Source organism: Novilysobacter selenitireducens (assembly GCF_020026895.1).
Classification (GTDB): Bacteria; Pseudomonadota; Gammaproteobacteria; order Xanthomonadales; family Xanthomonadaceae; genus Lysobacter_C; species Lysobacter_C selenitireducens.
Window position 1 is genome coordinate 159,893 of record NZ_JAINZW010000003.1, and the last position, 22,569, is coordinate 182,461.

The 22,569-nt window shown below is 69.8% G+C and carries 20 protein-coding genes; 7 read left to right on the forward strand and 13 right to left on the reverse strand.

Annotation, left to right across the window (positions count from 1 at the left end):
• Nucleotides 1-4: 4 nt before the first annotated feature.
• From K6753_RS07975 to hda, 3 genes are all read left to right on the forward strand, one after another.
• The gene (locus K6753_RS07975; protein WP_319936656.1) at nucleotides 5-1,111 is read left to right on the forward strand and encodes a DUF2066 domain-containing protein; all 1,107 of its coding nucleotides are present in this window, start codon (nucleotides 5-7) and stop codon (nucleotides 1,109-1,111) included.
• A complete protein-coding gene (locus K6753_RS07980; RefSeq protein WP_223675925.1) occupies nucleotides 1,111-2,271 on the forward strand; it encodes an AI-2E family transporter in 1,161 nt (386 codons plus the stop codon). Before K6753_RS07975 ends, K6753_RS07980 begins: the two co-directional genes overlap by 1 nt.
• Nucleotides 2,272-2,345: 74 nt before the next feature.
• Complete coding sequence (gene hda, locus K6753_RS07985; protein WP_223676142.1) at nucleotides 2,346-3,032, forward strand: DnaA regulatory inactivator Hda; 687 nt, start codon at nucleotides 2,346-2,348, stop codon at nucleotides 3,030-3,032.
• Between the two features lie 53 nt (nucleotides 3,033-3,085).
• Here hda and murU read toward each other — a convergent pair whose 3' ends face one another.
• Both murU and K6753_RS07995 read right to left on the reverse strand, forming a co-directional pair.
• Nucleotides 3,086-3,787 carry an N-acetylmuramate alpha-1-phosphate uridylyltransferase MurU gene (gene murU / locus K6753_RS07990; protein WP_223675926.1) on the reverse strand — a complete coding sequence of 234 codons (702 nt, stop codon included), beginning with the start codon at nucleotides 3,785-3,787 and terminating at the stop codon, nucleotides 3,086-3,088.
• A 13-nt stretch (nucleotides 3,788-3,800) separates the two neighbouring features.
• On the reverse strand, nucleotides 3,801-4,811 hold the full coding sequence (locus K6753_RS07995; protein WP_223675927.1) for an aminoglycoside phosphotransferase family protein: 1,011 nt from the start codon (nucleotides 4,809-4,811) through the stop codon (nucleotides 3,801-3,803).
• A 208-nt stretch (nucleotides 4,812-5,019) separates the two neighbouring features.
• Here K6753_RS07995 and cysD point away from each other — a divergent pair, with 208 nt between their 5' ends.
• Both cysD and cysN read left to right on the forward strand, forming a co-directional pair.
• Nucleotides 5,020-5,925 (forward strand): sulfate adenylyltransferase subunit CysD, encoded by a 906-nt coding sequence (gene cysD / locus K6753_RS08000; RefSeq protein WP_223675928.1) that lies wholly within the window; start codon nucleotides 5,020-5,022, stop codon nucleotides 5,923-5,925.
• Nucleotides 5,925-7,817, forward strand: a complete 1,893-nt coding sequence (cysN, locus tag K6753_RS08005) for a sulfate adenylyltransferase subunit CysN (protein WP_223675929.1) — start codon at nucleotides 5,925-5,927, stop codon at nucleotides 7,815-7,817. The genes cysD and cysN overlap by 1 nt, the downstream gene beginning before the upstream one ends.
• Nucleotides 7,818-7,890: 73 nt before the next feature.
• Here cysN and K6753_RS08010 read toward each other — a convergent pair whose 3' ends face one another.
• Together K6753_RS08010 and K6753_RS08015 are read right to left on the reverse strand one after the other, a co-directional pair.
• Nucleotides 7,891-8,139: a GlsB/YeaQ/YmgE family stress response membrane protein gene (locus tag K6753_RS08010; RefSeq protein ID WP_223675930.1), complete on the reverse strand. Its 249-nt coding sequence runs from the start codon at nucleotides 8,137-8,139 to the stop codon at nucleotides 7,891-7,893.
• A 98-nt stretch (nucleotides 8,140-8,237) separates the two neighbouring features.
• Nucleotides 8,238-9,728 carry a M20 family metallopeptidase gene (locus tag K6753_RS08015; protein WP_223675931.1) on the reverse strand — a complete coding sequence of 497 codons (1,491 nt, stop codon included), beginning with the start codon at nucleotides 9,726-9,728 and terminating at the stop codon, nucleotides 8,238-8,240.
• A gap of 229 nt (nucleotides 9,729-9,957) precedes the next feature.
• Between K6753_RS08015 and K6753_RS08020 the strand changes: the two genes are divergently transcribed.
• Complete coding sequence (locus tag K6753_RS08020; protein WP_223675932.1) at nucleotides 9,958-10,290, forward strand: ComEA family DNA-binding protein; 333 nt, start codon at nucleotides 9,958-9,960, stop codon at nucleotides 10,288-10,290.
• Between the two features lie 166 nt (nucleotides 10,291-10,456).
• Nucleotides 10,457-11,053, forward strand: a complete 597-nt coding sequence (locus K6753_RS08025; protein ID WP_223675933.1) for a HutD/Ves family protein — start codon at nucleotides 10,457-10,459, stop codon at nucleotides 11,051-11,053.
• A 33-nt stretch (nucleotides 11,054-11,086) separates the two neighbouring features.
• On the opposite strand, the gene K6753_RS08030 is transcribed toward K6753_RS08025, so the two are convergent.
• The 9 genes from K6753_RS08030 to sufB form a co-directional block, all read right to left on the reverse strand.
• The gene (locus K6753_RS08030; protein ID WP_223675934.1) at nucleotides 11,087-13,630 is read right to left on the reverse strand and encodes a PepSY domain-containing protein; all 2,544 of its coding nucleotides are present in this window, start codon (nucleotides 13,628-13,630) and stop codon (nucleotides 11,087-11,089) included.
• A 26-nt stretch (nucleotides 13,631-13,656) separates the two neighbouring features.
• Nucleotides 13,657-14,340 (reverse strand): Fe2+-dependent dioxygenase, encoded by a 684-nt coding sequence (locus K6753_RS08035; RefSeq protein WP_223675935.1) that lies wholly within the window; start codon nucleotides 14,338-14,340, stop codon nucleotides 13,657-13,659.
• Nucleotides 14,341-14,415: 75 nt separating this feature from the next.
• Nucleotides 14,416-16,524 (reverse strand): TonB-dependent receptor, encoded by a 2,109-nt coding sequence (locus K6753_RS08040; RefSeq protein WP_223675936.1) that lies wholly within the window; start codon nucleotides 16,522-16,524, stop codon nucleotides 14,416-14,418.
• A gap of 99 nt (nucleotides 16,525-16,623) precedes the next feature.
• Nucleotides 16,624-16,947 (reverse strand): non-heme iron oxygenase ferredoxin subunit, encoded by a 324-nt coding sequence (locus tag K6753_RS08045; protein WP_223675937.1) that lies wholly within the window; start codon nucleotides 16,945-16,947, stop codon nucleotides 16,624-16,626.
• 70 nt (nucleotides 16,948-17,017) lie between these two features.
• On the reverse strand, nucleotides 17,018-17,560 hold the full coding sequence (locus K6753_RS08050; RefSeq protein ID WP_223675938.1) for a GNAT family N-acetyltransferase: 543 nt from the start codon (nucleotides 17,558-17,560) through the stop codon (nucleotides 17,018-17,020).
• 66 nt (nucleotides 17,561-17,626) lie between these two features.
• Entirely contained in the window at nucleotides 17,627-18,901 is a 1,275-nt protein-coding gene (locus tag K6753_RS08055) for a cysteine desulfurase (RefSeq protein WP_223675939.1), read from the reverse strand.
• Entirely contained in the window at nucleotides 18,898-20,193 is a 1,296-nt protein-coding gene (sufD, locus tag K6753_RS08060; protein WP_425492086.1) for a Fe-S cluster assembly protein SufD, read from the reverse strand. Before sufD ends, K6753_RS08055 begins: the two co-directional genes overlap by 4 nt.
• A complete protein-coding gene (sufC, locus tag K6753_RS08065) occupies nucleotides 20,190-20,954 on the reverse strand; it encodes a Fe-S cluster assembly ATPase SufC (RefSeq protein ID WP_223675940.1) in 765 nt (254 codons plus the stop codon). Before sufC ends, sufD begins: the two co-directional genes overlap by 4 nt.
• 131 nt (nucleotides 20,955-21,085) lie before the next feature.
• Nucleotides 21,086-22,561, reverse strand: coding sequence for a Fe-S cluster assembly protein SufB (sufB, locus tag K6753_RS08070; RefSeq protein WP_223675941.1), 1,476 nt, complete (start codon nucleotides 22,559-22,561; stop codon nucleotides 21,086-21,088).
• Between the last annotated feature and the right edge of the window lie 8 nt (nucleotides 22,562-22,569).

Consider the following 22,569-nt stretch of genomic DNA (forward strand, 5'->3'; position numbering starts at 1 on the left):
CGCAATGGCTGGCGCAAACCGCCCGGTATCCCGCTTCGTTTCCCGCCTGATCCTGCTCGCCGCGCTCGCCCTGTGCAGTGGCGGCGTCCTGGCCCAGCGCGTGGAAGGCGACCGCGTCTCGGCGCGGGGCGTGTACTCGGCCGAGGTCTCCGTCAACGGACAGGGCGAGGGCGAACGCAACGCCGCCTTCGCCCGCGGCTTGGCGCAGGTGCTGGGCAAGCTCTCGGGCGACAGCGGGGCCGCGTCGCAGCCCGGCGTGCGCCAGGAACTGCGCCGCGCGGGCGAATACGTGACCGGCTACGACTACCGCCAGGACGAGGGGGTTTCGGCCAGCGGCGCGCCCAGCTTCCGCACGGCGCTGGTCATCCGCTATGACGAAGAGGCCGTCGACGGCCTGGCCGCGACCCTGGGCATCCCGGTGTGGCCGCAACCGCGCCCCAAGCCGGTGCTGTGGCTGGCGATCGATGACGGCAGCGGCCCGCGGCTGGTGGGCCTGTCCCGGGCCGACGCCGCGCGGTCGGTGCTGGACCGGGCCATCGAGCGTGGCTACCGGCTCGGACTTCCGGGCGGTTCGGCGGCCGAGCAGGCGGTCGTGGGCGCCATCTGGCGCGGCGACACGGCCGCGGTTGCCCGCGCCTCGCGCAACTACAGCCCGCCGATGCAGCTGATCGGCAAGCTCTACCGTGCCGAGGGCGGCTGGAAGGCCGACTGGATCTTCGTCGACGGTGGCCGCGTGCTGTCGCGCTGGTCCGAAACCGGTGCCGACGCGCGCCGGGTGATGGCCACGGGTGCCAACGGCGCGGCCGATGCGCTGACCAAGCGCTACGCCAAGCGCGCGCCGGCCGGCCCTCCGGGCGCCTACCGGCTGGCCTTCACCGGCCTGGACAGCAGCGACGACTACATGCGGCTGTCGGGCTACCTGCAGGGGCTGTCGGTGGTGCGCGGCATCACGCCGGTGCGCGCGAGCGAGGACGCGGTCGAGTTCGAGCTCGACCTGATCAGCGGCCTGCCGGGCTTCGAGCGGTCGATCAGGGGCGACGACCTGCTGACGCCCGACAGCGCCGACGTCGCCATCGACGACACGCAGCCGCCGCGTTATCGCCTGCGCTGATGGAGACCGCCAACCCGCTGCACGACATCGCCGTATTCCTGAAGCGCCTGCAGTGGACGGCGCTGGCACTGGGTGCGCTGTGGCTGTTGTGGGTGCTGGCACCGATCCTGACCCCGTTCGCATTTGCCGCCCTGCTGGGCTGGCTGGGCGACCCGCTGGTCGACCGGCTGCAGCGGGCGGGGCGGTCGCGCAACGTCGCCGTCACGCTGGTGTTCTCGGCGATGACGCTGGCGCTGATCCTGGTGCTGGTGCTGCTGGTGCCGGCGATCGAGCGCCAGATCGCCATCCTGATCGAGTCGTTCCCGAGTTACCGCGAGTGGTTCATGCAGACCGCGTTGCCGTGGGTCGAGGCACGCACCGGGCTTGAGATCACTTCGTGGCTGGACTTCCAGCGCCTGAGCGAGCTGATCCGCAGCAACTGGGAGCGCGCCGGCGGCTTTGCCACCACGCTGCTGGGCTATCTGTCGCGCTCGGGGTTCGCACTGATCGCGCTGGTGGCCAACATCGCCTTGCTGCCGGTGCTGGCGTTCTTCTTCCTGCGCGACTGGGACGTGTTCGTCGAGCGTGTCGCCGCACTGGTGCCGCGCAAGTACCTGCCCACCGTTTCCCGGCTGGCGCGCGAGTCCGACGCGATGCTCGGCGGCTTCCTGCGCGGGCAATTCCTGGTGATGCTGATCCTGGGCGTGATGTACGGCGTCGGCCTGTGGCTGGTGGGATTGGACCTGGGCATCCTGATCGGCATCATCGCCGGCCTGTTCACGTTCATCCCGTACCTCGGCCCGGCCAGCGGCATCATCCTGGGCGTGATCGCCGCGCTGGTGCAATACGGCGACTGGAAGCACGTCGCCGGCGTGCTCGCGGTATTCGGCATCGGACAGGTGATCGAGAGCTACTGGCTCACGCCGAAGCTGGTGGGCGACCGCATCGGCCTGCATCCGGTGGCGGTGATCTTCGCAGTGCTGGCCGGCGGGCAGTTGTTCGGCTTCCTGGGCATGCTGCTGGCGCTGCCGGTGGCGGCCGTGGCCAACGTCCTGCTGCGCTTCGCGCAGGAGCGCTACACCCATAGCAAGCTCTACGCGGGTGATCGGCCAGACATCGTCGTGGCGCACGCGCATCCGCAATCGCCAGCGGCCTACCCGCGGGAGCCGGAGGCCGAGTGAAGCCGCAACCCCCCGCGTCCGGCGGGGCGCCGTCCGCCACGGAGCCGGCGTCGCCGCCATCCGTAACGGCGCAACTGCCGTTGTCGTTGCGGCCACCACCCGACCAGCGCCTGGAGACGTTCGTCGCAGCGCCCGAGGGGGTGCTCGACCAGCTGTGCGCGCTGGCCCACGGCACCCATGCCGACTGGCTGTACCTGGCCGGGCCGGCGGCGAGTGGGAAGACCCATCTTCTGCTGGGCGTGTGCGCCGCGGCGCGCGAAGCGGGCCGGCGCGCCGCGTACCTGCCGCTGGCTGCCGCCGCCGGTCGCCTGCGCGAGGCGCTGGACGCCATGGAAGGGCACGACCTGCTGGCATTGGACGGAGTGGAATCCATCATCGGCCGGCGCGATGACGAGGTCGCACTGTTCGATGCGCACAACCGCGCGCGCGCCAGCGGTACCGCGCTGGTCTACGCCGCCCGCCAAGCGCCCGATGCGTTGGCGCCTGGGTTGCCGGACCTGCATTCGCGGCTCTCGCAGTGCACGCGGATCGTGCTTGAGCCGCTCGACGACGACGGGCGCCGAGAGGTGTTGCGCACCCGCGCGCTGCGGCGCGGCTGGACGCTGGAAGATGCGGCACTGGACTGGTTGTTGCGCCGGGTCGGTCGCGACCTCGCAGGCCTCACGGCGTTGCTCGATCGGCTGGACCAGGCGTCGCTGGCCGCGCAGCGCCGCGTCACGGTGCCGTTCCTCCGCCAGGTGCTGGGGGCCGTGGCCCCGTAGCTGCCGGCCGGGTGCGGATGCCCACGTAGCCGCGGGCATGAGGCGCGGCCTCGTCAGGCGCCGGAGCGCAGCTCGAGGTCCAGCTGCTCCAGCCGTTGCGGCGTGCCCACGTCGGTCCAGCGTCCCCGGTGATGCTCACCGCTCACGCGTGCACGCGCCATCGCGGCGCGCAGCAGCGGCGCCAGCTTGAAGCGCGGCGGCGTGGCATCGACGCCCGGTGCATCGCCGATGACCTCCCTCCAGCCGTCCAACAGCGTCGCGCGGTAGACGCCGATGCCGGCAAAGGTCAGCGCTGGCGGCGATTGCACGCGGTGGTCCGCGTCCAGCGAGAAGTCGCCCCGGCTGTTGTGCGACGGATTGTCGACCAGCACGAGGTGGGCGTCACCCTCGGGCTCGCGCGGCAGGCGGGCGAAGTCGAAGTCGGTCCAGATGTCGCCATTGACGGCGATGAAGGGCGCATCGCCCAGCAGCGGCAGCGCGTTGAGAAGCGCGCCGCCGGTTTCCAGCGGCGTCGCGCCTTCAAAGGCGTAGTGCAGCCGCATGCCCCAGCGCGAGCCATTGCCAAGCGCCGGCTCGAAGCGGTCGGCCAGCCAACTGGTGTTGACGACCACCTCGGTGACGCCGCACGCCGCGAGCTTTTCCAGGTGCCACTCGACCAGCGGTTTACCTGCCACCGGCAGCAGTGGCTTGGGCGTGGTGTTGGTGAGCGGGCGCATGCGCTCGCCCAGTCCGGCCGCCAGGATCAATGCCTTCATGGGCCCGCCGCCTTCAAGGCGCCGCCAGGGCCGGCCGCACGTGCCGGTCGATCAGGGCGGCGAGCGGCGCCAGAGCGGGGTGGCGCGGCAGGACGGCATCGAGGTAGGCGAGGAAGCGCGGCGCGTCGGCGAGGTACTTCGGTTTGGCGTCGCGGTGGTGCAGGCGCGCGAAGATGCCCATCACCTTCAAGTGGCGCTGCACGCCGATCAGGTCGGCATCGTGCATGAAGCGCTCCAGCGCCGGCACCGGCAGGCCGGCCTCGGCTGCGCGCGCGTGGTAGCGCGCCAGCCAGGCCTGCACGCGCTCGTCGGGCCAGCTCAGGAACGCATCCTTGAACAGGCTCAGGGGGTCGTAGGCGATCGGTCCGCGCACCGCGTCCTGGAAGTCGAGGACCGCCGGGCCGTCGACCGCCGGCATGAGGTTGCGCGGCATGAAGTCCCGGTGCACCAGCACCTGCGATTGCGCCAGCGCCGCATCCATCAGGTGGCGGTAGGCGGCATCAAGGGTCTCCAGGTCGCCACAGTCCAGCGTGATGCCCAGGTGCCGGCCGAGGAACCACTCGTCGAACAGACGCAGCTCGCGCGCCAGCAACGCCTCGTCGTATGCCGGCAGGTCAGCAGGGCAGGCGGTGGCCTGCAGGCGCAGCAACTGGTCAACGGCGGCGTCGAAATGCGCGTCGGCATTATCGGCATCAAGCACGTGCAGCAGCGTATCGGCCCCGAGGTCTTCCAGCAGCAGGAAGCCCGCGTCCACGTCGCGCGCCAGCACGCGCGGCACGCGCACGCCGCCGGCTTCCAGCAGGTCGCGGATGCGCAGCCACGGACGCACGTCCTCCAGCTCCGGCGGGGAGTCCATGACGATCACGGTCGGTGCGTCACCCGCGTGGCCGCGCCAGTAGCTGCGGAACCCTGCGTCGGCCGATGCGCGTTGCAGGTCGAGCCCCGTCGACCCGCTGGCGGCGCGCGCCCATGCAAGGCGCGCGTCGGCGCGGTCGGAGTCCGGTTCGGTGGAAGAAGGGGTCATGCGGGCACTGCGCGGGGTCGGGCGCACAGGGTAAACGCCGTGCCGGCTGGCGGGAACGGGCGACATGGCGGAAGCGTCCCATCGGACGTGGTGACCGGGCCGGCGCGAACCGCCATGCGACGGACAGGCGTTCGGCTGAATCGGCAAAAGGCGCGGCGGCATCGGCTACTGTGTGCGCCGGTACAGCCCGCCACTACAACGGTTCACGATGTCAGCGACCCCGTCCCATCTCGATCGCCTGGAAGCCGAGAGCATCCACATCCTGCGCGAGGTTGCCGCCGCGTTCTCGAATCCGGTGATGCTCTATTCCATCGGGAAGGACAGCTCGGTGCTGCTGCACCTGCTGCAAAAGGCGTTCCGGCCGGCGCCCCCGCCTATCCCGCTTCTGCACGTGGACACTGGCTGGAAGTTCCGGGAAATGATCGAATTCCGCGGCCGCCGCGTACGGGAGACGGCCACCAAGCTGCTGACGCATACCAATCCCGACGGCGTGGCGCAGGGCATCGGCCCGATCTCCCACGGGGCGACCATCCACACCGACGTGATGAAGACGCAGGCGCTCAAGCAGGCGCTGGACGCGCATGGCTTCGATGCCGCCATTGGCGGGGCCCGTCGCGACGAGGAAAAGTCGCGCGCCAAGGAGCGTGTGTTCTCGTTCCGCGATGCGCGCCACCGGTGGGAGCCCCGGCAGCAGCGACCTGAGCTGTGGAACCTCTACAACACCCGCATCCAGCGCGGCGAAAGCGTGCGGGTATTTCCCTTGTCCAACTGGACCGAGTTGGACGTGTGGCTCTACATCTACAGGGAACAGATCCCGGTGCCGTCGTTGTATCTGGCGGCCGAGCGGCCGGTGGTACAGCGCGACGGGGCGTGGATCATGGTCGACGACGACCGCCTGCCGCTGAATCCGGGCGAGACGCCGCAGTGGCGGCGCGTACGCTTCCGCACGCTCGGGTGCTACCCGCTGACCGGCGCGGTCGAATCCGAGGCCGATACGCTGGAGAAGGTGATTGCCGAGACACTGGCGGCCACCACGTCCGAGCGCCAGGGCCGCCTGATCGATCACGACACCGCCGCCTCGATGGAGCGCAAGAAGCAGGAGGGCTACTTCTGATGGGCGCGCAAGATGCACCCGACGCCGACATCGCTGCCGTACTGAAAGCGCACGAAGCCCGCGACCGCCTGCGTTTCATCACCTGCGGCAGCGTTGACGACGGCAAGAGCACGCTGATCGGGCGTCTCCTGCATGACACGCGTGGCCTCTTCGCCGACCAGGTCGCGACCCTGGAGGCCGACAGCCGGCGTCACGGCACCCAGGGAGAGGGGGTCGACTACGCACTGCTCGTCGACGGCCTGAGTGCCGAGCGCGAGCAGGGCATCACCATCGACGTGGCGTACCGGTTCTTCGGCACGCCGCGGCGCAGCTTCATCGTCGCCGACTGCCCGGGCCACGAGCAGTACACGCGCAACATGGCCACCGGCGCCTCGACGGCGGACCTGGCGGTGGTGCTGGTGGACGCGCGCAAGGGCGTGCTGACGCAGACCCGACGCCACAGCTACATCTGCGCGCTGCTGGGCATCGGCCAGGTGGTGCTGGCGGTCAACAAGATGGACCTTGTCGGATACGACCGCGCCGTCTTCGACGCGATCGTCGCCGAGTACCGCGCGCTGGCCGCGTCGCTGGGTATCGGCACCGTCACGGCGATCCCGGTGGCGGCGCTGCACGGCGACAACCTGCTGGCCGGTTCCGATCGCACGCCCTGGTACGGCGGGCCGTCGCTGCTGGATGCCCTCGAGGCGGCGCCGATCCCCGAGCCGGGTTCAGATGCCCCGATGAGAATGCCGGTGCAATGGGTCAACCGGCCGAACCAGGATTTCCGCGGCTTCGTCGGCACGCTGGCAAGCGGCACTGCGCGTGCGGGCGACGAGGTGGTGGTGTTGCCCTCGGGCCGGCGCACGCGCATCGACCAGGTGCTCGGTGCCGACGGTCGCGCGGTGGAAGGCCGCGCGGGGCAGGCGGTCACGCTGACATTGGCCGACGAGGTGGACGTGGCGCGCGGCGACGTGATTGCTGCCGCCGACGATGCCCCCGAAGTGGCCGACCAGTTCGCCGCCCACGTGCTTTGGATGGACGGCCAGCCGTTGCTTCCGGGGCGCTCGTACTGGCTGAAGCTGGGCGCGGCGACGGTGGGCGCCACGGTGACGGAGATCAAGCACAAGGTCGACGTCAACACGCAGGCGCAGCTGGCGGCCCGGCACCTTGAGCTCAACGAGGTGGCGTACTGCAACATCGAACTCGACCGCCCGGTCGCGTTCGAGCCCTACGCGCGCAACGCAGCCCTCGGCGGTTTCATCCTGATCGACCGGCTGAGCAATGCCACCGCCGCTGCTGGCACGCTGGACTTCGCCCTGCGCCGCGCCGGCAACATCCACTGGCAACACCTGGACGTCGACCGCCAGGCGCGCGCCCGCAGCCTCGGCCAGTCGCCGCGCTGCGTGTGGTTCACCGGCCTGTCGGGGTCGGGCAAGTCCACGCTGGCGAACCTGGTCGACAAACGGCTGCACGCGCTGGGGCGTCACGCCTTCATCCTCGACGGCGACAACGTGCGCCACGGCCTCAACCGCGACCTCGGCTTCACCGACGAGGACCGCGTGGAAAATATCCGACGCGTGGCCGAGGTCGCCCGCCTGATGACGGAGGCCGGCCTGATCGTGCTGGTCAGCTTCATCTCGCCGTTCCGCGCCGAGCGCCGCATGGCGCGGTCGCTGTTCGGCGAGGGCGAGTTCATCGAGGTGTTCGTCGACACGCCGCTGGCCGTGGCCGAGTCGCGCGACGTCAAGGGGCTGTACGCCAAGGCGCGTGCCGGTGAGCTGCCCAACTTCACCGGCATCGATTCGCCCTACGAAGCGCCGGAAGACGCGGAGCTGGTCCTCGATACGGTCAACGAGCCGGCCGACGCGCTGGCGGAGCGGATCGTCGTGCGCCTGCTCGGTCCCCAGGCCTGAATCCCACCCGGCAACGACGACACCCGACCGGGGCCGGGTGTCGAATGGTGCAATGGGTCGAGCGGTTGAAGCGTCAGGCCGCCGGTCGCGCGGACCGCTTGCGGATCATCTCGTAGATGAAAAGCAGCACGATGGCGCAGACGATGGAAATGGCGAAGCCGATGAGGCCGCCCCCGGCGTAGAGCAGGCTGCCCAGCCATGCGCCGGCGATGCCCAGCAGGATGGTGAGGATCCAGCCCATCGGGTCCGCGCCGGGCTTGAGGAAACGCGCCAGCACGCCAATGACGGCGCCGATGATGATCGTATAGATGATGCTGCCCATAGAGCTCCCCTCCGTATGGTTGGTGATGCCCGCCGGAGCCTAGCAGCTCGCGGCGGGCAGGAGCGGCGACCGTCCGTGAGGACAGCCGGGTACGGAGCTCAGCAGCAGCCGTGCTCGCCGCGCTCCTGGGTGCTCGCGGCCACTGCGGCACCACGCGTTTCGCCGCGCTCGCCAGCCCGCTGGTGCTCGGCGATCACCCGTGCCACGCAGGCGGTGACCTTCTTGCCCATCGGGATGTGCAGGAACTCGTTGGGGCCGTGCGCGTTGGAATGCGGGCCGAGCACGCCGGTGATCATGAACTGCGCGCCGGGGAACTTCTCACCCAGCATGCCCATGAACGGAATCGAGCCGCCTTCGCCCATGTACATCGCCGGCCTGCCGTAGAACTCGCGGCTGGCCGCATCGATCGCGTTCGACAGCCAGGGCGACATGGCGGGTGCGTTCCAGCCGGTCGAGGACTTCTCCAGGTCCAGCGCCACGTGCGCGCCGTTGGGCGGGTTGTCGACCAGCGTGCGGGTGAGCAGTTCGCCCGCCTTCTTGCCGTCCAGCGTGGGCGGCAGGCGCAGCGAGAGCTTCACCGCGGTATGCGGGCGCAGTACGTTGCCGGCCGAGGCCAGCGGCGGCATGCCGTCGATGCCGGTGACCGACAGCGCCGGCCGCCAGGTGCGGTTGAGGACGAGTTCGGCGAGGTCGTCGTGCATCGGCGTCATGCCGTCCAGCAGCGGGAACTTGGCGTACACCTCGTCGCCCAGGACCTTCGCCGCCTCGCGTGCCTGCGCGATGCGCTCTTCCGGGATGTCGGCGTGCAGGCCGTCGATGCGGATGCGGCCGGTGGCCTCGTCCTCCAGCCGCGACAGCAACTGGCGCAGCAGGCGGAAGCTGGACGGCACGATGCCGGACGCATCGCCCGAGTGCACGCCTTCCTCCAGCACCTTGACGGTGAAGTTGCCGCCGGCCATGCCGCGCAGCGAGGTGGTGCACCAGAGCTGGTCGTAGTTGCCGCAGCCCGAGTCCAGGCAGACCACGAGCGAAGGCTTGCCGATGCGGTCGGCCAGGTGGTCGACGTAGGCGGGCAGGTCGTAGCTGCCGGACTCCTCGCACGCCTCGATCAGCACCACGCAGCGCGCGTGCGGAACGCCCTGCTCACGCAGCGCCATGATCGCCGCCAGCGAGCCGTACATCGCGTACCCGTCGTCCGCACCACCACGGCCGTAGAGCTTGTCGCCCTTGATCACCGGCTTCCACGGGCCCAGGTCGTCGTCCCAGCCCGACATCTCCGGTTGCTTGTCCAGGTGGCCGTAGAGCAGCACGCAGTCCTCGTCGCTGCCGCCGTTCGCCGCGGGGATCTCGATGAAGACCAGCGGCGTGCGGCCCTCCAGGCGCACCACCTCCAGCTGCATGCCGTCGATGGCCTGCTTGCGCGCCCAGTCGGTCATCAGCGTGACCGCGTCCTCCATGTAGCCGTGCTTGACCCAGTCGGCGTCGAACATCGGCGACTTGTTGGGGATGCGGATGTACTCGACAAGCTGGGGGACGATCTCGTCGTCCCACTTGCCGCCGACGAAGCGGTCGACCTGGCTGGCGTCCATGGGGCACCTCGGTGGGGGTTGGCCGGCCAGTTTAGCGCCCGTGCCGTGTAAGGCCTTTCCTACGACGTGGCGGGGCCTGCACCTGCCGCATCGCGGGTGGGCAGGCGATGCCGCCGCGTCGCCCGGCCCGGGACACTGTGCGGGCCGTCGGGTGTCAGGTCCCGGCGGCACTCTCCAATGCATTCCATCGCCTTACGTATCCGTTCCGATCCACAACAGGGAGGTTCCCATGCCATCGATCCACGCCCGGTTCCGCACCGGCCTGCTCACGCTCCTGCTGCTTGCGGGGCTCGCCGGCCCGGCGTTCGCCAGCGAGAAGGTCAACATCAACACCGCCGATGCCGCGACCATCGACCGCGTGCTGCTCAACATCGGCCCGGCCAAGGCCGAGGCGATCGTCGCCCACCGCAAGGCCAACGGCGCCTTCAAGAGCGTCGAACAGTTGGCGCTGGTCAAGGGCGTCGGCCTGAAGACGGTGGAGAAGAACCGCGACCGGATCGTCGTGGGTTCCGCCAAGCCCAAGACCAGGCCGGCGGCCAAACCGGTCGCCGCCAAGCGCTGAGTGGTGATGGGCCGGACAGGACGTCCGGCCCACAGGGATCTCAGGCTGCGGCCTGGACAGGGAAGTGCGCCGCCCGCCCGGAGGGATCCGCGGCGGGCGGCTTCATGTGCGGACTTCGCCCGGTGGCCGATAGACTGGGCGCCGTCCTGCTTCCCGGCCGTTGCGCATGGCGTCGACTCCCCGTTCCCGTGTCATTCCCGCCAACGAGTACCGGCGCATCCGTTGGCGCAACGGGCAAGGGTGGACGCGCGAAATCCATGCAGAAGGCACGGCGGAGGACTGGTCGTGGCGGCTGTCGATCGCCGAGATCGAGCACGACGCCGCGTTCTCGCTTTTTCCCGGTGTCGATCGCGAACTGATGCTGCTCTCGGGCGATGGCTTGCGCCTGCGCTTCGATGACGGCGAATGCGTCGAGTTGAGCCCGCCGCATGACCGCCACCGTTTCGCCGGCGAGCGCGCGCTGACGGGTGAACTGGTCGACGGCACCACCCACGACTTCAACCTGATGTGGCGCCGCGACCGCATCCGCGCCGACACTTGGCACCGGCCGCTGGTGGGGCCCATGGTGATCTTCCTGGGGCCGGGCTCGACCTGGGTGGTGCACCTGATCGCGGGCCAGGCGCGCTTCGACGCGACGTCCGGGCTGCCGGCGCTGGCGGCCGGCGATACGGCCGTGCTCGAAGCCGGCGACGATCGCCGGCGCTACGTGCTGGACGGTGGCGGCGAGGCGCTGTTGATCCGCCTCGAGCCCACGGGGTCCTGACCGCCTGCGGCCAGCCTTCCGGGGGCGGCCGACTCAGTACACGTCGCGCCGGTAGCGCCCTTCGGCCGCCATTCTGTCGAGCGTCTCCCGGCCGATGATCGAGGCCAGCGCCTCGTCCACCGACGGCGCCATGCCCTCCAGGCTGCCGCAGACGTAGACGGCCGCGCCATCCGCGATCCAGCGACCGACCTCGTCAGCCGCGTCTGCCACGGCATGCTGCACATAACGACGCGTCGGCTGGTCACGCGAGAACACGCGGTCCAGCCGTTGCAGCCGGCCCTCGCGGAGCCAGGTCTCAAGCTCGCCGGCGTGGAAGGCGTCGTGCGCTGCGGTGCGTTCGCCGAACAGCAGCCAGTTGCGATGGTGTCCGGCCGCGATGCGGGCTTTCAGCACCGCGCGCAGGCCGGCCAGGCCGGTGCCGTTGCCGATCAGCAGCAGAGGGACGTCATGGGCCGGCGGATGGAAGCCGGGGTTGCGGCGGACGCGCAGGTCGATGCAGTCGCCGATCGTCGCGCCGGCGGTCAGCCAGCCGCTGCCCAGCCCCGGTTGGCCATCGGGCCGCGCCATGCGCCGCACCAGCAACTGCAGGCTGCCGTCCGACGGGAGCGAGGCGATCGAGTACTCGCGATGGGGCAGCGGCGCCAGCGACTCGGCCAGTGCCTGGGTGGGCGATCCGCGAGCCGCGTCGGGATCCGGCAGATGCGACCGCGCCAGCACGTCGGCCAGCGTCTCGGCTTTGCCATCGACAGTGACACCCGTCGAGCCATCCAGCCCGGCCGCCGCGAGCCACGCCTCCACGTCTGCGGCGGCATGGCGCGGGCCGACTTCGGCGATGTCGCCCGCCTGCCATTGCAGGTCGGCCGGCGCTTCGGGCACCAGCGCGATGTGGAATGCGGGGCCACCCGGGCTGCCCGGGTTGAGCAGGCGCTGCTCGGCCAGCCGCCAGCGGCCGTACTCGGGCGGTTGCCAGTCGGGAAGTTCAGTGACGCCACTGAGCTGCCCGATGTGGTGCTGCCAGTGCCGCAGGGCGGCGGGGTCCCCGCCGTCGACCTCGACCCGGTCGAACAGCGGGTGGGCGCCGACATGCTGGAGGCGCCGGTCGAGCTCGCGCCCGAAGCCGCAGTAGTGGTCGCCGTAACTGGTGTCGCCGAACGCGAGGATGCCGTAGCTCAACCCGCCCAGCCGTCCCTCGAAGCCATGCAGCCGGCGTGCGAAGGCGCGCGCGCTGTCGGGCGCTTCGCCGTCGCCGAACGTGGACACGACGAACAGCATGCGTGCATTCGCGGCCAGGTCTTCCGGCGCCAGCGTGCCCAGTGCGCGCACGTCGGCCGCGAGGCCACCCTCGCGCAGCGCCGAGGCCGTCTTCCACGCGTAGCCCTCGGCCGTACCGGTCTGGCTGGCGTGCACGACCAGCACGGGATCGCCGGCGGCGGCCACGGCGGCCGGTGGCGTGGCCTGCACCTCGCGCGCGAGTGCATGCGCCGCCCGCGTGCCTCGCCGCCGCTGCAGGTAGAGCATCCAGCCGGTGATCGCGAACAGCGGCATCAGCAGGCTGGCCAGCATGAACACCACCACGCCCGCGGTGCCGAAGAAACTGCCGCGGTGCAGGGCGAACATGCTGCCGCCGATCTTCTGCCGCCAGCCGCGGTCGTCGTAGCGCTCATGCGCGACCGGTTCGAGCGTCCACGGGTCCAGTTCAAGCGTGTTGCGCGCGCGCTCGTGCGCCGGGTCGGCATCCAGGTAGCGGAACTCCACTGCACCGCCGTCCTTGGGCCAGCCCAGCGTGGCGGTGCTCCAGGCCGGCGCGCTCGCTTCGAATGCCTGCCACGCCGCATCGATATCCAGCGGCGGCGGCGTGCCGCGGTCCGCGACGACGTCCTCAACGGGGGCTTCGACCGGCGCGCCCGATTCGGCCCAGCGGTTCACCGCTTCGCGGTACCAGTCGTACGACCACCATAGTCCCGTCAGCGACATCACCAGGTACGCCAGCAGCACCCAGGTGCCGACGACCGAGTGCAGGTGCCACAGGAAGTTGCGGCCCTTCTGCCGCCAGTCCAGCGCCAGCCACGTGCGCAGGCTGCCCCAGCGGCGCGGCCAGCGCAGGTAGAGGCCCGAAATGCAGAAGAAGATCAGGATGACCGTCGAGGCACCGACGATCTGCTTGCCGACGTCGTCCATCACCAGCCAACGATGCAACTGCATGGTGGTGCGGAAGAACCCCTCGTAGCGCGGCTTGGGCAGCAGGTCGCCGGTGTAGGGGTCGACGTTGCGGCGTTCGCCGCGGCGCTCGCCTTCGGGCGGCGCGAAGCCGACCACGGCCGGCGCGTCAGGGGCGGCCGACAGTTCGAGCGATGCGATCGCGGCATCGGCCCGTTGCGCCTGCACGCGTGCCACCAGTGCCTGCGGCGACAGCCGGTCGCTGCGCAGCTCCACCGTCATCACGCCGGGATTGAGCGCCTTGAGTAGGTCGTCCTCGAAGCTGAGCATCGCTCCGGTCACGCCCACCAGTGCGAGCACGATGCCGGCGGTGATGCCGAAGAACCAGTGGAGTTGGAAGACGGCATTGCGGAAGGTCATGCGCGGATGTCCGGGGTGGAGCGGCCTCAGCCGGCGTCCGCCCAACGTCGAAGGAGGTTGTGGTAGACGCCCGTCAGGCCCACCGCGGCGGCGGACTGCGGCAGGTCGCGGTGCACTTCCTGCACCGCGCGGTCCAGGTCGTAGAGCAGCGTGCGCTGGCCGTCGTCGCGCACCATCGACTGGATCCAGAAGAACGAAGCTACGCGCGCGCCCCGCGTGACCGGTCGCACCAGGTGCAGGCTGCTAGCGGGGTACAGCACCATGTGCCCGGCCGGCAGCTTGACCGCGTGCGTGCCGTAGGTGTCCTCGATGACCAGCTCGCCGCCGTCGTAATCGCCGGGGGCACTCAGGAACAGCGTGGCCGACAGGTCCGTGCGCACGCGGTGTGGCGTCCCGCGGATCGTGCGGATCGCGTTGTCGACGTGGCTGCCGAACGACTGCCCGCCGGCATACCGGTTGAACAACGGCGGAAACACCTTCAGCGGAAGCGCGGCGGACATGAACAGCGGCGAGCGCTGCAAAGCCGCCAGGATGACGTCGCCCAGCTGGCGGGCGACCGGCGAGTCTTCCGGCAGTTGTGCGTTGTCCTTGGCCTGCGCCGACTGGTAGCCCGCGGTGGCGCGGCCATCGGCCCAGTCCGCACTCGCCAGTGCCTGGAGGCACTGCGCCACCTGCGATGCATCGAGGACGTCGGGGATCTGCAGCAGCATGGCAAGGCTCCGGTCGTGGAAACGGCCCGCCATGTGGGGCGGGCCGTGCCTGCGGTCAGGCGGATGGGGTGTCGATCAGAACGATACGTCGGCCGTCAGCATGAACGTACGACCGGCACCCGGCACGTAATGCCCGCCACCGACCTGGTCGACGTAGTCCTTGTCGCTGAGGTTCTGGCCGTTGAGGCGGAGCACCAGCGCATCGGAGGCGCGCCAGGACACCATCGCGTCGTACAGCGTGTAGGCCTTGGCCTGTCGCGTGTTGGACGTGTTGCTGAAACGTGCGCCGACGTGCTGCACGCCGAAGCCGACCTCCCACGCGCCCGAGAGGCTGTGGCTGGACCACAGGCTGGCGCTGTGGCGCGGCGTGTTGCCGAGGCTGTTGCCGACCTCGGCCGGGTCGAGCGATTCGACCACCTCGCTGTCCAGGTGGGTGTACCCGCCGTACACCGTCCACGCGTCGGTGATGCTGCCGGCCAGGCCGACCTCGAAGCCGTCGACGCGCTGCTCGCCCTGCAGCACGACGATTTCGTCGGCGTCCTCGGTGCGGGCGTTGGTCTTCTCCGTCCGGAACAGCGCTGCGCTCAGCAGCAGGCGGTCCCCGGCCAGCTCCCACTTGGTACCCAGCTCGAGCGTGCGGCTTTCCTCGGGGTCGAGCTGGACGGTATCGGCGTTGAGGCTCAGGCCCTCGGCCGACGGGTTGAACGAGGTCCCGTAGCCGACGTAGATGCTGCCGTTCTCGGCCGGTTTGAACACCGCCGCCGCCTGTCCGCTGAGCATGTCGTCGTCGCGGGCGAAGGTGCCGGTGTCGACCTCGAGCCGGTCCCAGCGCAGCCCGCCGGAGAGCTCCCAGCGCGGCGACAGCGTGACCGTGTCGAACAGGTAGGCGGCGACGGAGTCGGCATCGACTTCGGTGTCGCGGCTCGGGTCGCGGGTGACCTCGCCGGTGTACGGCGCGTTGAAGTCCGGGTTGAACAGGTCGGCCAGGTCGCCCTCGGTCGCCGCGCGGTAGCGGTTCCCGGACGTTTCGCGGGCCACTTCGACGCCCGCGACCATCGCATGGGAAACGCCCGCGGCGTCGAACTCCGCGCGCAGGTCGGTAGCGTTGAGGAAGATGGTGTCCTCGCTGTCGCGGGTCTTGGCGGTGCGGCGCAGTTGCGTCGAATCGTCCGACAGGAAGCGCGGCGCGGTGATGATCGAGTCGCGGCTGGAGCGGCCCCAGCGCGTCAGGTTGCGCAGTGACACTGAGTCATTGATCACGTGGTCGACGGTCACCGTCGCCATGTCGGTCGTGGTGTCCTCGTAGTCCCGGTCCAGCAGGCCGTAGAAGTTGGCGCGGTCCACGGGCGCACGGCCGTCGCGGCTTTCGACCAGCACGTTGTTGGTGGCCGGCACCCAGGGCTGGCCGTAGTCGGGCACGTTGTCCTGCTCGAGGTGGAACAGGCTCAATGTCGTGACCGTGTCGCCGCCCAGCCCGAAGGACATCGTCGGTGCCACGCCCCAGCGGTCGTTCTCGACGGCATCGCGGCCGTTGATCTCGGACTGGTGGGCCATCAGGTTGACGCGAAGCGCGTTGCCGTCGCCCAGCGGCTGGTTGAAATCCGCGGTGCCGCGCAGCAGGCCGTTGTCGCCGACGCTGGCGCTGGCTTGGCCGAAGGCGTCCATGCGTGCGCTCTTGCTGGCGAGGTTGATCGACCCGCCGGTCGAGCCGCGGCCGGTCATCGTGGATGCCGGACCCTTGGCGACCTCGACCTGCTCGATATTGAAGGGGTCGCGCGAGTAGCCGCCGATGTCGCGCACGCCGTCCACGAACAGGTCGGTGCGCGCCGAGAAGCCGCGCAGCGTTAGGTTGTCGCCGGCCGGGACGCCGCCCTCACCGGCCTGCATGCTGATGCCGGGCACGTTGCGCAGCGCGTCGCGCAGCGTGGTCACGCCCTGCGCGCGCAGCACGTCGTCGGGCAGGACCGTCACCGTCCGCGGGATGTCGACCTGGGGCTGGGTGATCTTCGGCGACTGCGGTGCGTGCACGCGGTGGCCGTGGACCTCCACGGTGTCGATGTCGGTGGCCGCCAGTGCCAGCGCGCCGGTGGTTTCACTCGACGGGGTCTCGGCAAAGGCAGGCTGGGAGAGGGCGAGCAGGAGCGCGCCCGCGAGGGGCGAGAAGGCAAGACGGGGGGTGGTCATGGAATTCCCTGAAATGGACACGGCGCGTCACTGCGCCAGCCGGGAAATTCTAAATGCGACACATTCCCATTTGCAACAACAACTGCCGACGCGACGAACTCAGCCGCGGTCGTCCCGCGTCCACACGGCGCCATCCTCGACCTTCACGGGGAACCGGGGCACCGGGGCATAGGCGGGCGCGCACAGCGCACGCCCATCGCGCACGTCGAACTTCGCGCCATGCAGCGTGCACTCGACAGTGGCGTCGTCGCCGTCGAAGGTGCCGGCCGACAGCTCGAAGTCCTCGTGCGAGCAACGGTCCTCCAGCGCGTAGAAGTCGCCGTCGTAATTGACCACCAGGATTGGCGTGTCGCCGTCCCAGGCAACGGTGGTCTCCCCGGGCAGCAGCTCGGCGGTGGCGCAGACGCGAATCCAGTCGGTCATGGTCGGTCCTGATGGGTTCGGAAGGGCGGGATACGAATGGTCGGCCGCAAGCGCAACAGGATGGAACCCGCTAGAGGGCCTTTTCCAGTACTTCGAAGCGCAGGTCGTCGCGCAGCGGGATGCCGAATCGCGCATCGCCATAGGGGAATGGCTTGAAGGTGCCCGTGCGACGGTAGCCGCGGCGTTCGTAGAAACCGATCAGCTCATCGCGCACGTCGATCACCGTCATCCGCATCACGGGCAGCCGCCAGTCGTCGCGGACGATGCGCTCGGCCTCTGCCAGTACCGCCTTGCCCAGCCCGCCGCCCTGGATGTGGGGCCGCACCGAGAACATGCCGAAGTAGCCGGCGTCGCCGTCGGTGGCCACGTGCGCGCAGGCGACCAGCTCGCCGGCCTTCGGATCGCTTCCGCCGCGCTCGGCGATCAGCACCGTCGATCGCGGCCGCAGGATGTCCTGGCGCAGCACCTCCGGGTCGATGCGCTGGCCATCGAGAAGGTCCGCCTCGGTGGTCCAGCCCACGCGGCTGGCATCGCCGCGGTAGGCGGACGTCACCAGCGCGACGAGCGCGGGGATGTCGGCTTCGGTGGCGGTGCGGAACTTTAGTGGAAGCATCTGCAGGAGCGGCTTCAGCCGCGATGTCAGGTGGAAGGATGGAAAAGATCGCGGCTGAAGCCGCTCCTACAGAAGCAGCTTCCGCACCTTGAGAAGCGCGGCCACGAACGCGTCGATCTCCTCGAACGTGTTGTAGAACGCGAGCGACGCGCGGCATGTGGCGGGCACCCCGAAGTGCTGCATCAGCGGGTGTGCGCAGTGGTGGCCGGAGCGGATGGCGACCCCTTCCAGGTCCAGCAGCGTGGCCAGGTCGTGCGCGTGCGCGCCTTCGACCAGGAAACTGATGACCGCGGCTTTCTCCCGCGCGGTGCCGAAGATGCGCAGCCCCGGGACCTCCGAGAGCGCCTGCGTGGCGTGCGCCAGCAGCGCCTGCTCGCGCGCGTCGATCGTGGCCATGCCGATGCCGGTCAGGTAATCGACCGCGGCGCCCAGCCCGACGAACCCGGCGATGTTGGGCGTGCCGGCCTCGAACTTGTGCGGTGCGTCGGCGTACACGGTGCCGTCGAAGCGCACTTCCTTGATCATCTCGCCACCGCCCAGGAACGGCGGCATATCGGCGAGGTGTTCGCGGCGCGCCCACAGCACGCCGGTGCCGGTCGGCCCGGCCATCTTGTGGCCGGTGATCGCGTAGAAGTCGCAGCCGATCGCGGCCACGTCCAGCGGGCGGTGCGGGGCGGCCTGCGAGCCGTCGATCACGGTGACGATGCCGCGCTTGCGGGCCTCACGGCAGACCTCGCGCACCGGGTTGACGGTCCCCAGGACGTTGGAGACGTGGGTGACGCCGAGCAGCTTTACCTCGGGGGTGAGCAGCGAATACAGATGCTCCAGGTCCAGCGCGCCGTCGTCCGTGATATTGGCGACCTCGATCGTCGCGCCGGTGCGCTCGGCCACCAGCTGCCACGGCACGATGTTGGCGTGGTGCTCCATGCGCGTCAGCACGATGGCATCGCCGGCCTTCAACCGCGGCAACGCCCACGAGTACGCCACCAGGTTCAGCGCAAAGGTGGTGCCGCTGCACAGCACCAGCTCGTCGCCGCGCACGTTCAGGAAGCGGGCCAGCTTGCCACGCGCAGCCTCGTAGGCTTCCGTCGCCTCCGTGCCCAGTGCGTGCACGGCGCGGCTGACGTTGGCGTTGTGGTTGCGGAAGAAGTCGTCGACCGCATCGATCACCGCCACCGGCTTCTGGCCGGTGTTGGCCGAGTCCAGGTAGATCAGCGGCTTGCCGTGGACTTCGCGCCTGAGCAGCGGGAAGTCGGTGCGCACGGCGGACCAGTCGATCGCCTGTGCTCCCTCTCCTGCTTGCAGGGGAGGGTTGGGGAGGGGTGCTTTTGCCGTGTTCATACCGCCTCCAGCCGCTCCAGCGCCGCATCCAACCGCTTGGCCAACAGCTCGCGCAGCGCCGCATCCTCGACCACCGCCAGCGTCTCCCGGCAGAACGCCGCGGTCAGCAGCGAGCGCGCCGTCTCGGCGGTCAGGCCGCGCGAGCGCAGGTAGAACATTGCCGTCGGGTCCAGCTGGCCGACGGTCGCGCCATGCGCGGCCTGCACTTCGTCGGCGTGGATTTCGAGCACCGGCTGGCTGTCGATCTCCGCGCCTTCGCTCAGCAGCAGGTTCTTGTTCGACAACATGGCGGAGGTGCCGTCGGCGCCTTCGCGGATCTGGATGCCGCCGTGGAACACTGCGCGCGAGCGACCTGCACCCAGGCCGCGCCAGGTGAGCTCGCATGACGAGTCACGTCCCACGTGGTCGATGCCCAGGCGGGTATCGAGGTGGCGGCGTCCGTCAGCCAGCAGCACGCCGTTGGCGTGCAGGCGCGCGCCGTCGCCGTGCAGCGCGACGTTGAGTTCGTGCCTCGACAGCGCCGCGCCCAGCTCCAGGTCCAGCCGGCGATAGTCGGCATCGGCCGCCAGTACCGCGTCGGTGCGGGTGAACGAGGTGGCACCGGTCGAGTCGTCCTGTACGCGCGCATGCAGAAGCGTCGCGCCGCGCGCCACGTGCACGTGCGCCAGCGCGTTGCCCAGGTGGCGGTGCGCGCCGTCGGCGAGGTGGTGCTCGACCAGCGTCAGCGAGGCGCCTTCACGCAGCTCGACGAAGTGGCGCAGGTGCCAGGCCAGGTCGGTGCCGGCCGCGGCGCCGATGACGACGACATGCAGCGGTGCCTCGACCCGGATGCCGGCGTCGACACGGACCACGAGGCCCTCGTCGGCCAGCGCCGCATTGACCCGCGCGAACACCTCGTCGCTCCGTTCGAAGCGGCGCGCGAGGAAGTTGGCATCGCGTGGGTCGGCGCCCTGCAGCACCGCCGACAGCGGCTGCACGTCGATACCGCCGGGCAGCCCGGACAGATCGCTGTGCGCATTGTCGAAGCGGCCATTGACGAAGACCATGCGCGGCGCGGGGACATCCGCGAGCAGGCCGGCATCGAAGTTGGGTGCGGCGGCGGCCGGTGCCGCAAACGCGCGGCGTTCCAGCGAGCGCAACGGGGTGTACTTCCACGCTTCCACGCGGGCGTGCGGCAGTCCGGCGTCGGCCGCGGCCTGCATCGCAGCGCGGCGGCTCTCGCCCAGGCCCGCGGCGTCGCGCGCGGCCAGCGTGTCGAGCGTGCTGGTGAACGAGTCGAGCAGGGTGCTCACACCGACGCCTCCGGTGCGACGCGGTCCTTCAGCCACGCGTAGCCATGCTGCTCCAGCTCCAGCGCCAGCTCCGGCCCGCCGGTTTCGACGATGCGGCCGTCGGCAAGCACGTGCACCACGTCGGGCTTGATGTAGTCGAGCAGGCGCTGGTAGTGGGTGATCACCAGGAACGCACGGTCCGGCGAGCGCAGCGCGTTGACACCCTCGGCGACGGTCTTGAGCGCGTCGATGTCCAGCCCCGAGTCGGTTTCGTCGAGGATCGCCAGCTTCGGCTCGAGCAGCGCCAGCTGGAAGATCTCGTTGCGCTTCTTCTCGCCGCCCGAGAACCCCTCGTTGACGCCGCGGTGCAGCAGTTCGTCCTTCAGGTGCAGCACCGCCAGCTTCTCGCGCACGCGCTTGAGGAACTGCATCGAGTCCAGCTCCTCCTCGCCGCGCACCTTGCGCTGGGCGTTGAGCGCGGCGCGCAGGAAGTAGGTGTTGTTCACGCCGGGGATCTCGACCGGGTACTGGAACGCCAGGAACACGCCCGCTGCGGCGCGCTCCTCGGGCTCGAGTTCAAGCAGGTCGCGGCCCTCGAACGTCACCGATCCCTCGGTGATCTCGTAGCCCTCGCGACCGGCAATGATGTTGCCCAGCGTGGACTTGCCTGCGCCGTTGGGGCCCATCACCGCGTGGACCTGGCCGGGCTGCAGCTCCAGCGTGAGGCCCTTGAGGATTTCGCGTCCGCCGACGGAGGCGTGGAGGTTTTCGATCTTGAGCATGTCGTTTGTCTCGATTCCCGCATGCGCGGGGAATGGGGTGCTGTAGGAGCGGCTTCAGCCGCGATCTGGAACTGGGCGCGCGGTCCGGTTGCCGTTCGCGGCTGAAGCCGCTCCTACAAAAAAAGGGTCAATCAGCCGACGCTGCCTTCCAGGCTCACGTCCAGCAGCTTCTTGGCTTCCACCGCGAACTCCATCGGAAGCTCGCGGAAGACGCTCTTGCAGAAGCCGTCGACGATCATCGACACCGCGTCCTCCTCGCCGATGCCGCGCGAGCGGCAATAGAACAGCTGGTCGTCGCTGATCTTCGACGTCGTCGCTTCGTGTTCGACGGTGGCGGAGGGGTGCTTGACCTCGATGTACGGGAAGGTGTGCGCGCCGCACTTCTTGCCGATCAGCAGGCTGTCGCACTGGGTGTGGTTGCGCGCGCCTTCCGCGCTGCGCTCCACTTTCACCAGGCCGCGGTAGGTGTTCTGCCCGCGGCCGGCGCTGATGCCCTTGCTGACGATCTTGCTCTTGGTGCGTTTGCCGACGTGGATCATCTTGGTGCCGGTATCGGCCTGCTGGCGGTGGTGGGTGAGGGCCACCGAATGGAATTCGCCGACCGAGTCGTCGCCCAGCAGCACGCACGACGGGTACTTCCAGGTGATCGCCGAGCCGGTCTCGACCTGCGTCCACGTCACCTTGCTGCGCGCGCCGCGGCACTCGGCGCGCTTGGTCACGAAATTGTAGATGCCGCCGCGGCCTTCCTCGTCGCCCGGGTACCAGTTCTGCACGGTGGAGTACTTGATCTCGGCGTCTTCCAGGGCGACCAGTTCGACGACGGCCGCGTGCAGCTGGTTCTCGTCGCGCATCGGCGCGGTGCAGCCTTCCAGGTAGGACACGTACGCCTGGTCCTCGCAAATGATCAGCGTGCGCTCGAACTGGCCGGTGTGGCCGGCGTTGATGCGGAAGTAGGTGCTCAGCTCCATCGGGCAGCGCACGCCCTTGGGGATGAACACGAAGCTGCCGTCGGAGAACACCGCCGAATTGAGCGCGGCGAAGAAGTTGTCGCCCACCGGCACCACGCTGCCCAGGTACTGGCGCACCAGGTCGGGGTACTCGCGGATGGCCTCGGACATCGAGCAGAAGATCACGCCCTTCTCGGCCAGCTCCTTGCGGAAGGTGGTGCCGACCGACACCGAGTCGAACACTGCGTCCACCGCGACGCCGGCCAGGCGCGCGCGCTCGTGCAGCGGCACGCCCAGCTTGTCGTAGGTGTCGAGCAGCTCCTGCGGCACCTCGTCCAGCGAGGCGTACTTCGGGCCCTTGGGCGCGCTGTAGTAGCTCAGCGCCTGGAAGTCGATCGCAGCGATCTTGAGCTTGGCCCACTCGGGCATCGGCATGGTCAGCCAGTGGCGGTATGCCTCAAGCCGCCACTGCGTCATCCACTCGGGCTCGTCCTTCTTGGCCGAGAGCGCGCGCACGATGTCCTCGTCCAGGCCCGGGGGCAGGCTGTCGGACTCGATGTCGGTGATGAAGCCGGCGTCGTACTTGCGGCCCAACTGCGCGTGGATCTCGCGGTTGCGCTCGGCTTCCGGGGCCGGGGGGGCGATGATGTCGGTGGCCATGGGGGCTG

Excerpts from the sequence above, each read along its gene's own strand:
- K6753_RS07975 (WP_319936656.1), top strand. The coding sequence starts at position 5 with ATGGCTGGCGCAAACCGCCCGGTATCCCGCTTCGTTTCCCGCCTGATC.
- K6753_RS07980 (WP_223675925.1), top strand. The coding sequence starts at position 1,111 with ATGGAGACCGCCAACCCGCTGCACGACATCGCCGTATTCCTGAAGCGC.
- murU (WP_223675926.1), bottom strand. The coding sequence starts at position 3,787 with ATGAAGGCATTGATCCTGGCGGCCGGACTGGGCGAGCGCATGCGCCCG.
- K6753_RS07995 (WP_223675927.1), bottom strand. The coding sequence starts at position 4,811 with ATGACCCCTTCTTCCACCGAACCGGACTCCGACCGCGCCGACGCGCGC.
- cysD (WP_223675928.1), top strand. The coding sequence starts at position 5,020 with ATGTCAGCGACCCCGTCCCATCTCGATCGCCTGGAAGCCGAGAGCATC.
- cysN (WP_223675929.1), top strand. The coding sequence starts at position 5,925 with ATGGGCGCGCAAGATGCACCCGACGCCGACATCGCTGCCGTACTGAAA.
- K6753_RS08010 (WP_223675930.1), bottom strand. The coding sequence starts at position 8,139 with ATGGGCAGCATCATCTATACGATCATCATCGGCGCCGTCATTGGCGTG.
- K6753_RS08015 (WP_223675931.1), bottom strand. The coding sequence starts at position 9,728 with ATGGACGCCAGCCAGGTCGACCGCTTCGTCGGCGGCAAGTGGGACGAC.
- K6753_RS08020 (WP_223675932.1), top strand. The coding sequence starts at position 9,958 with ATGCCATCGATCCACGCCCGGTTCCGCACCGGCCTGCTCACGCTCCTG.
- K6753_RS08025 (WP_223675933.1), top strand. The coding sequence starts at position 10,457 with ATGGCGTCGACTCCCCGTTCCCGTGTCATTCCCGCCAACGAGTACCGG.
- K6753_RS08030 (WP_223675934.1), bottom strand. The coding sequence starts at position 13,630 with ATGACCTTCCGCAATGCCGTCTTCCAACTCCACTGGTTCTTCGGCATC.
- K6753_RS08035 (WP_223675935.1), bottom strand. The coding sequence starts at position 14,340 with ATGCTGCTGCAGATCCCCGACGTCCTCGATGCATCGCAGGTGGCGCAG.
- K6753_RS08040 (WP_223675936.1), bottom strand. The coding sequence starts at position 16,524 with ATGACCACCCCCCGTCTTGCCTTCTCGCCCCTCGCGGGCGCGCTCCTG.
- K6753_RS08045 (WP_223675937.1), bottom strand. The coding sequence starts at position 16,947 with ATGACCGACTGGATTCGCGTCTGCGCCACCGCCGAGCTGCTGCCCGGG.
- K6753_RS08050 (WP_223675938.1), bottom strand. The coding sequence starts at position 17,560 with ATGCTTCCACTAAAGTTCCGCACCGCCACCGAAGCCGACATCCCCGCG.
- K6753_RS08055 (WP_223675939.1), bottom strand. The coding sequence starts at position 18,901 with ATGAACACGGCAAAAGCACCCCTCCCCAACCCTCCCCTGCAAGCAGGA.
- sufC (WP_223675940.1), bottom strand. The coding sequence starts at position 20,954 with ATGCTCAAGATCGAAAACCTCCACGCCTCCGTCGGCGGACGCGAAATC.
- sufB (WP_223675941.1), bottom strand. The coding sequence starts at position 22,561 with ATGGCCACCGACATCATCGCCCCCCCGGCCCCGGAAGCCGAGCGCAAC.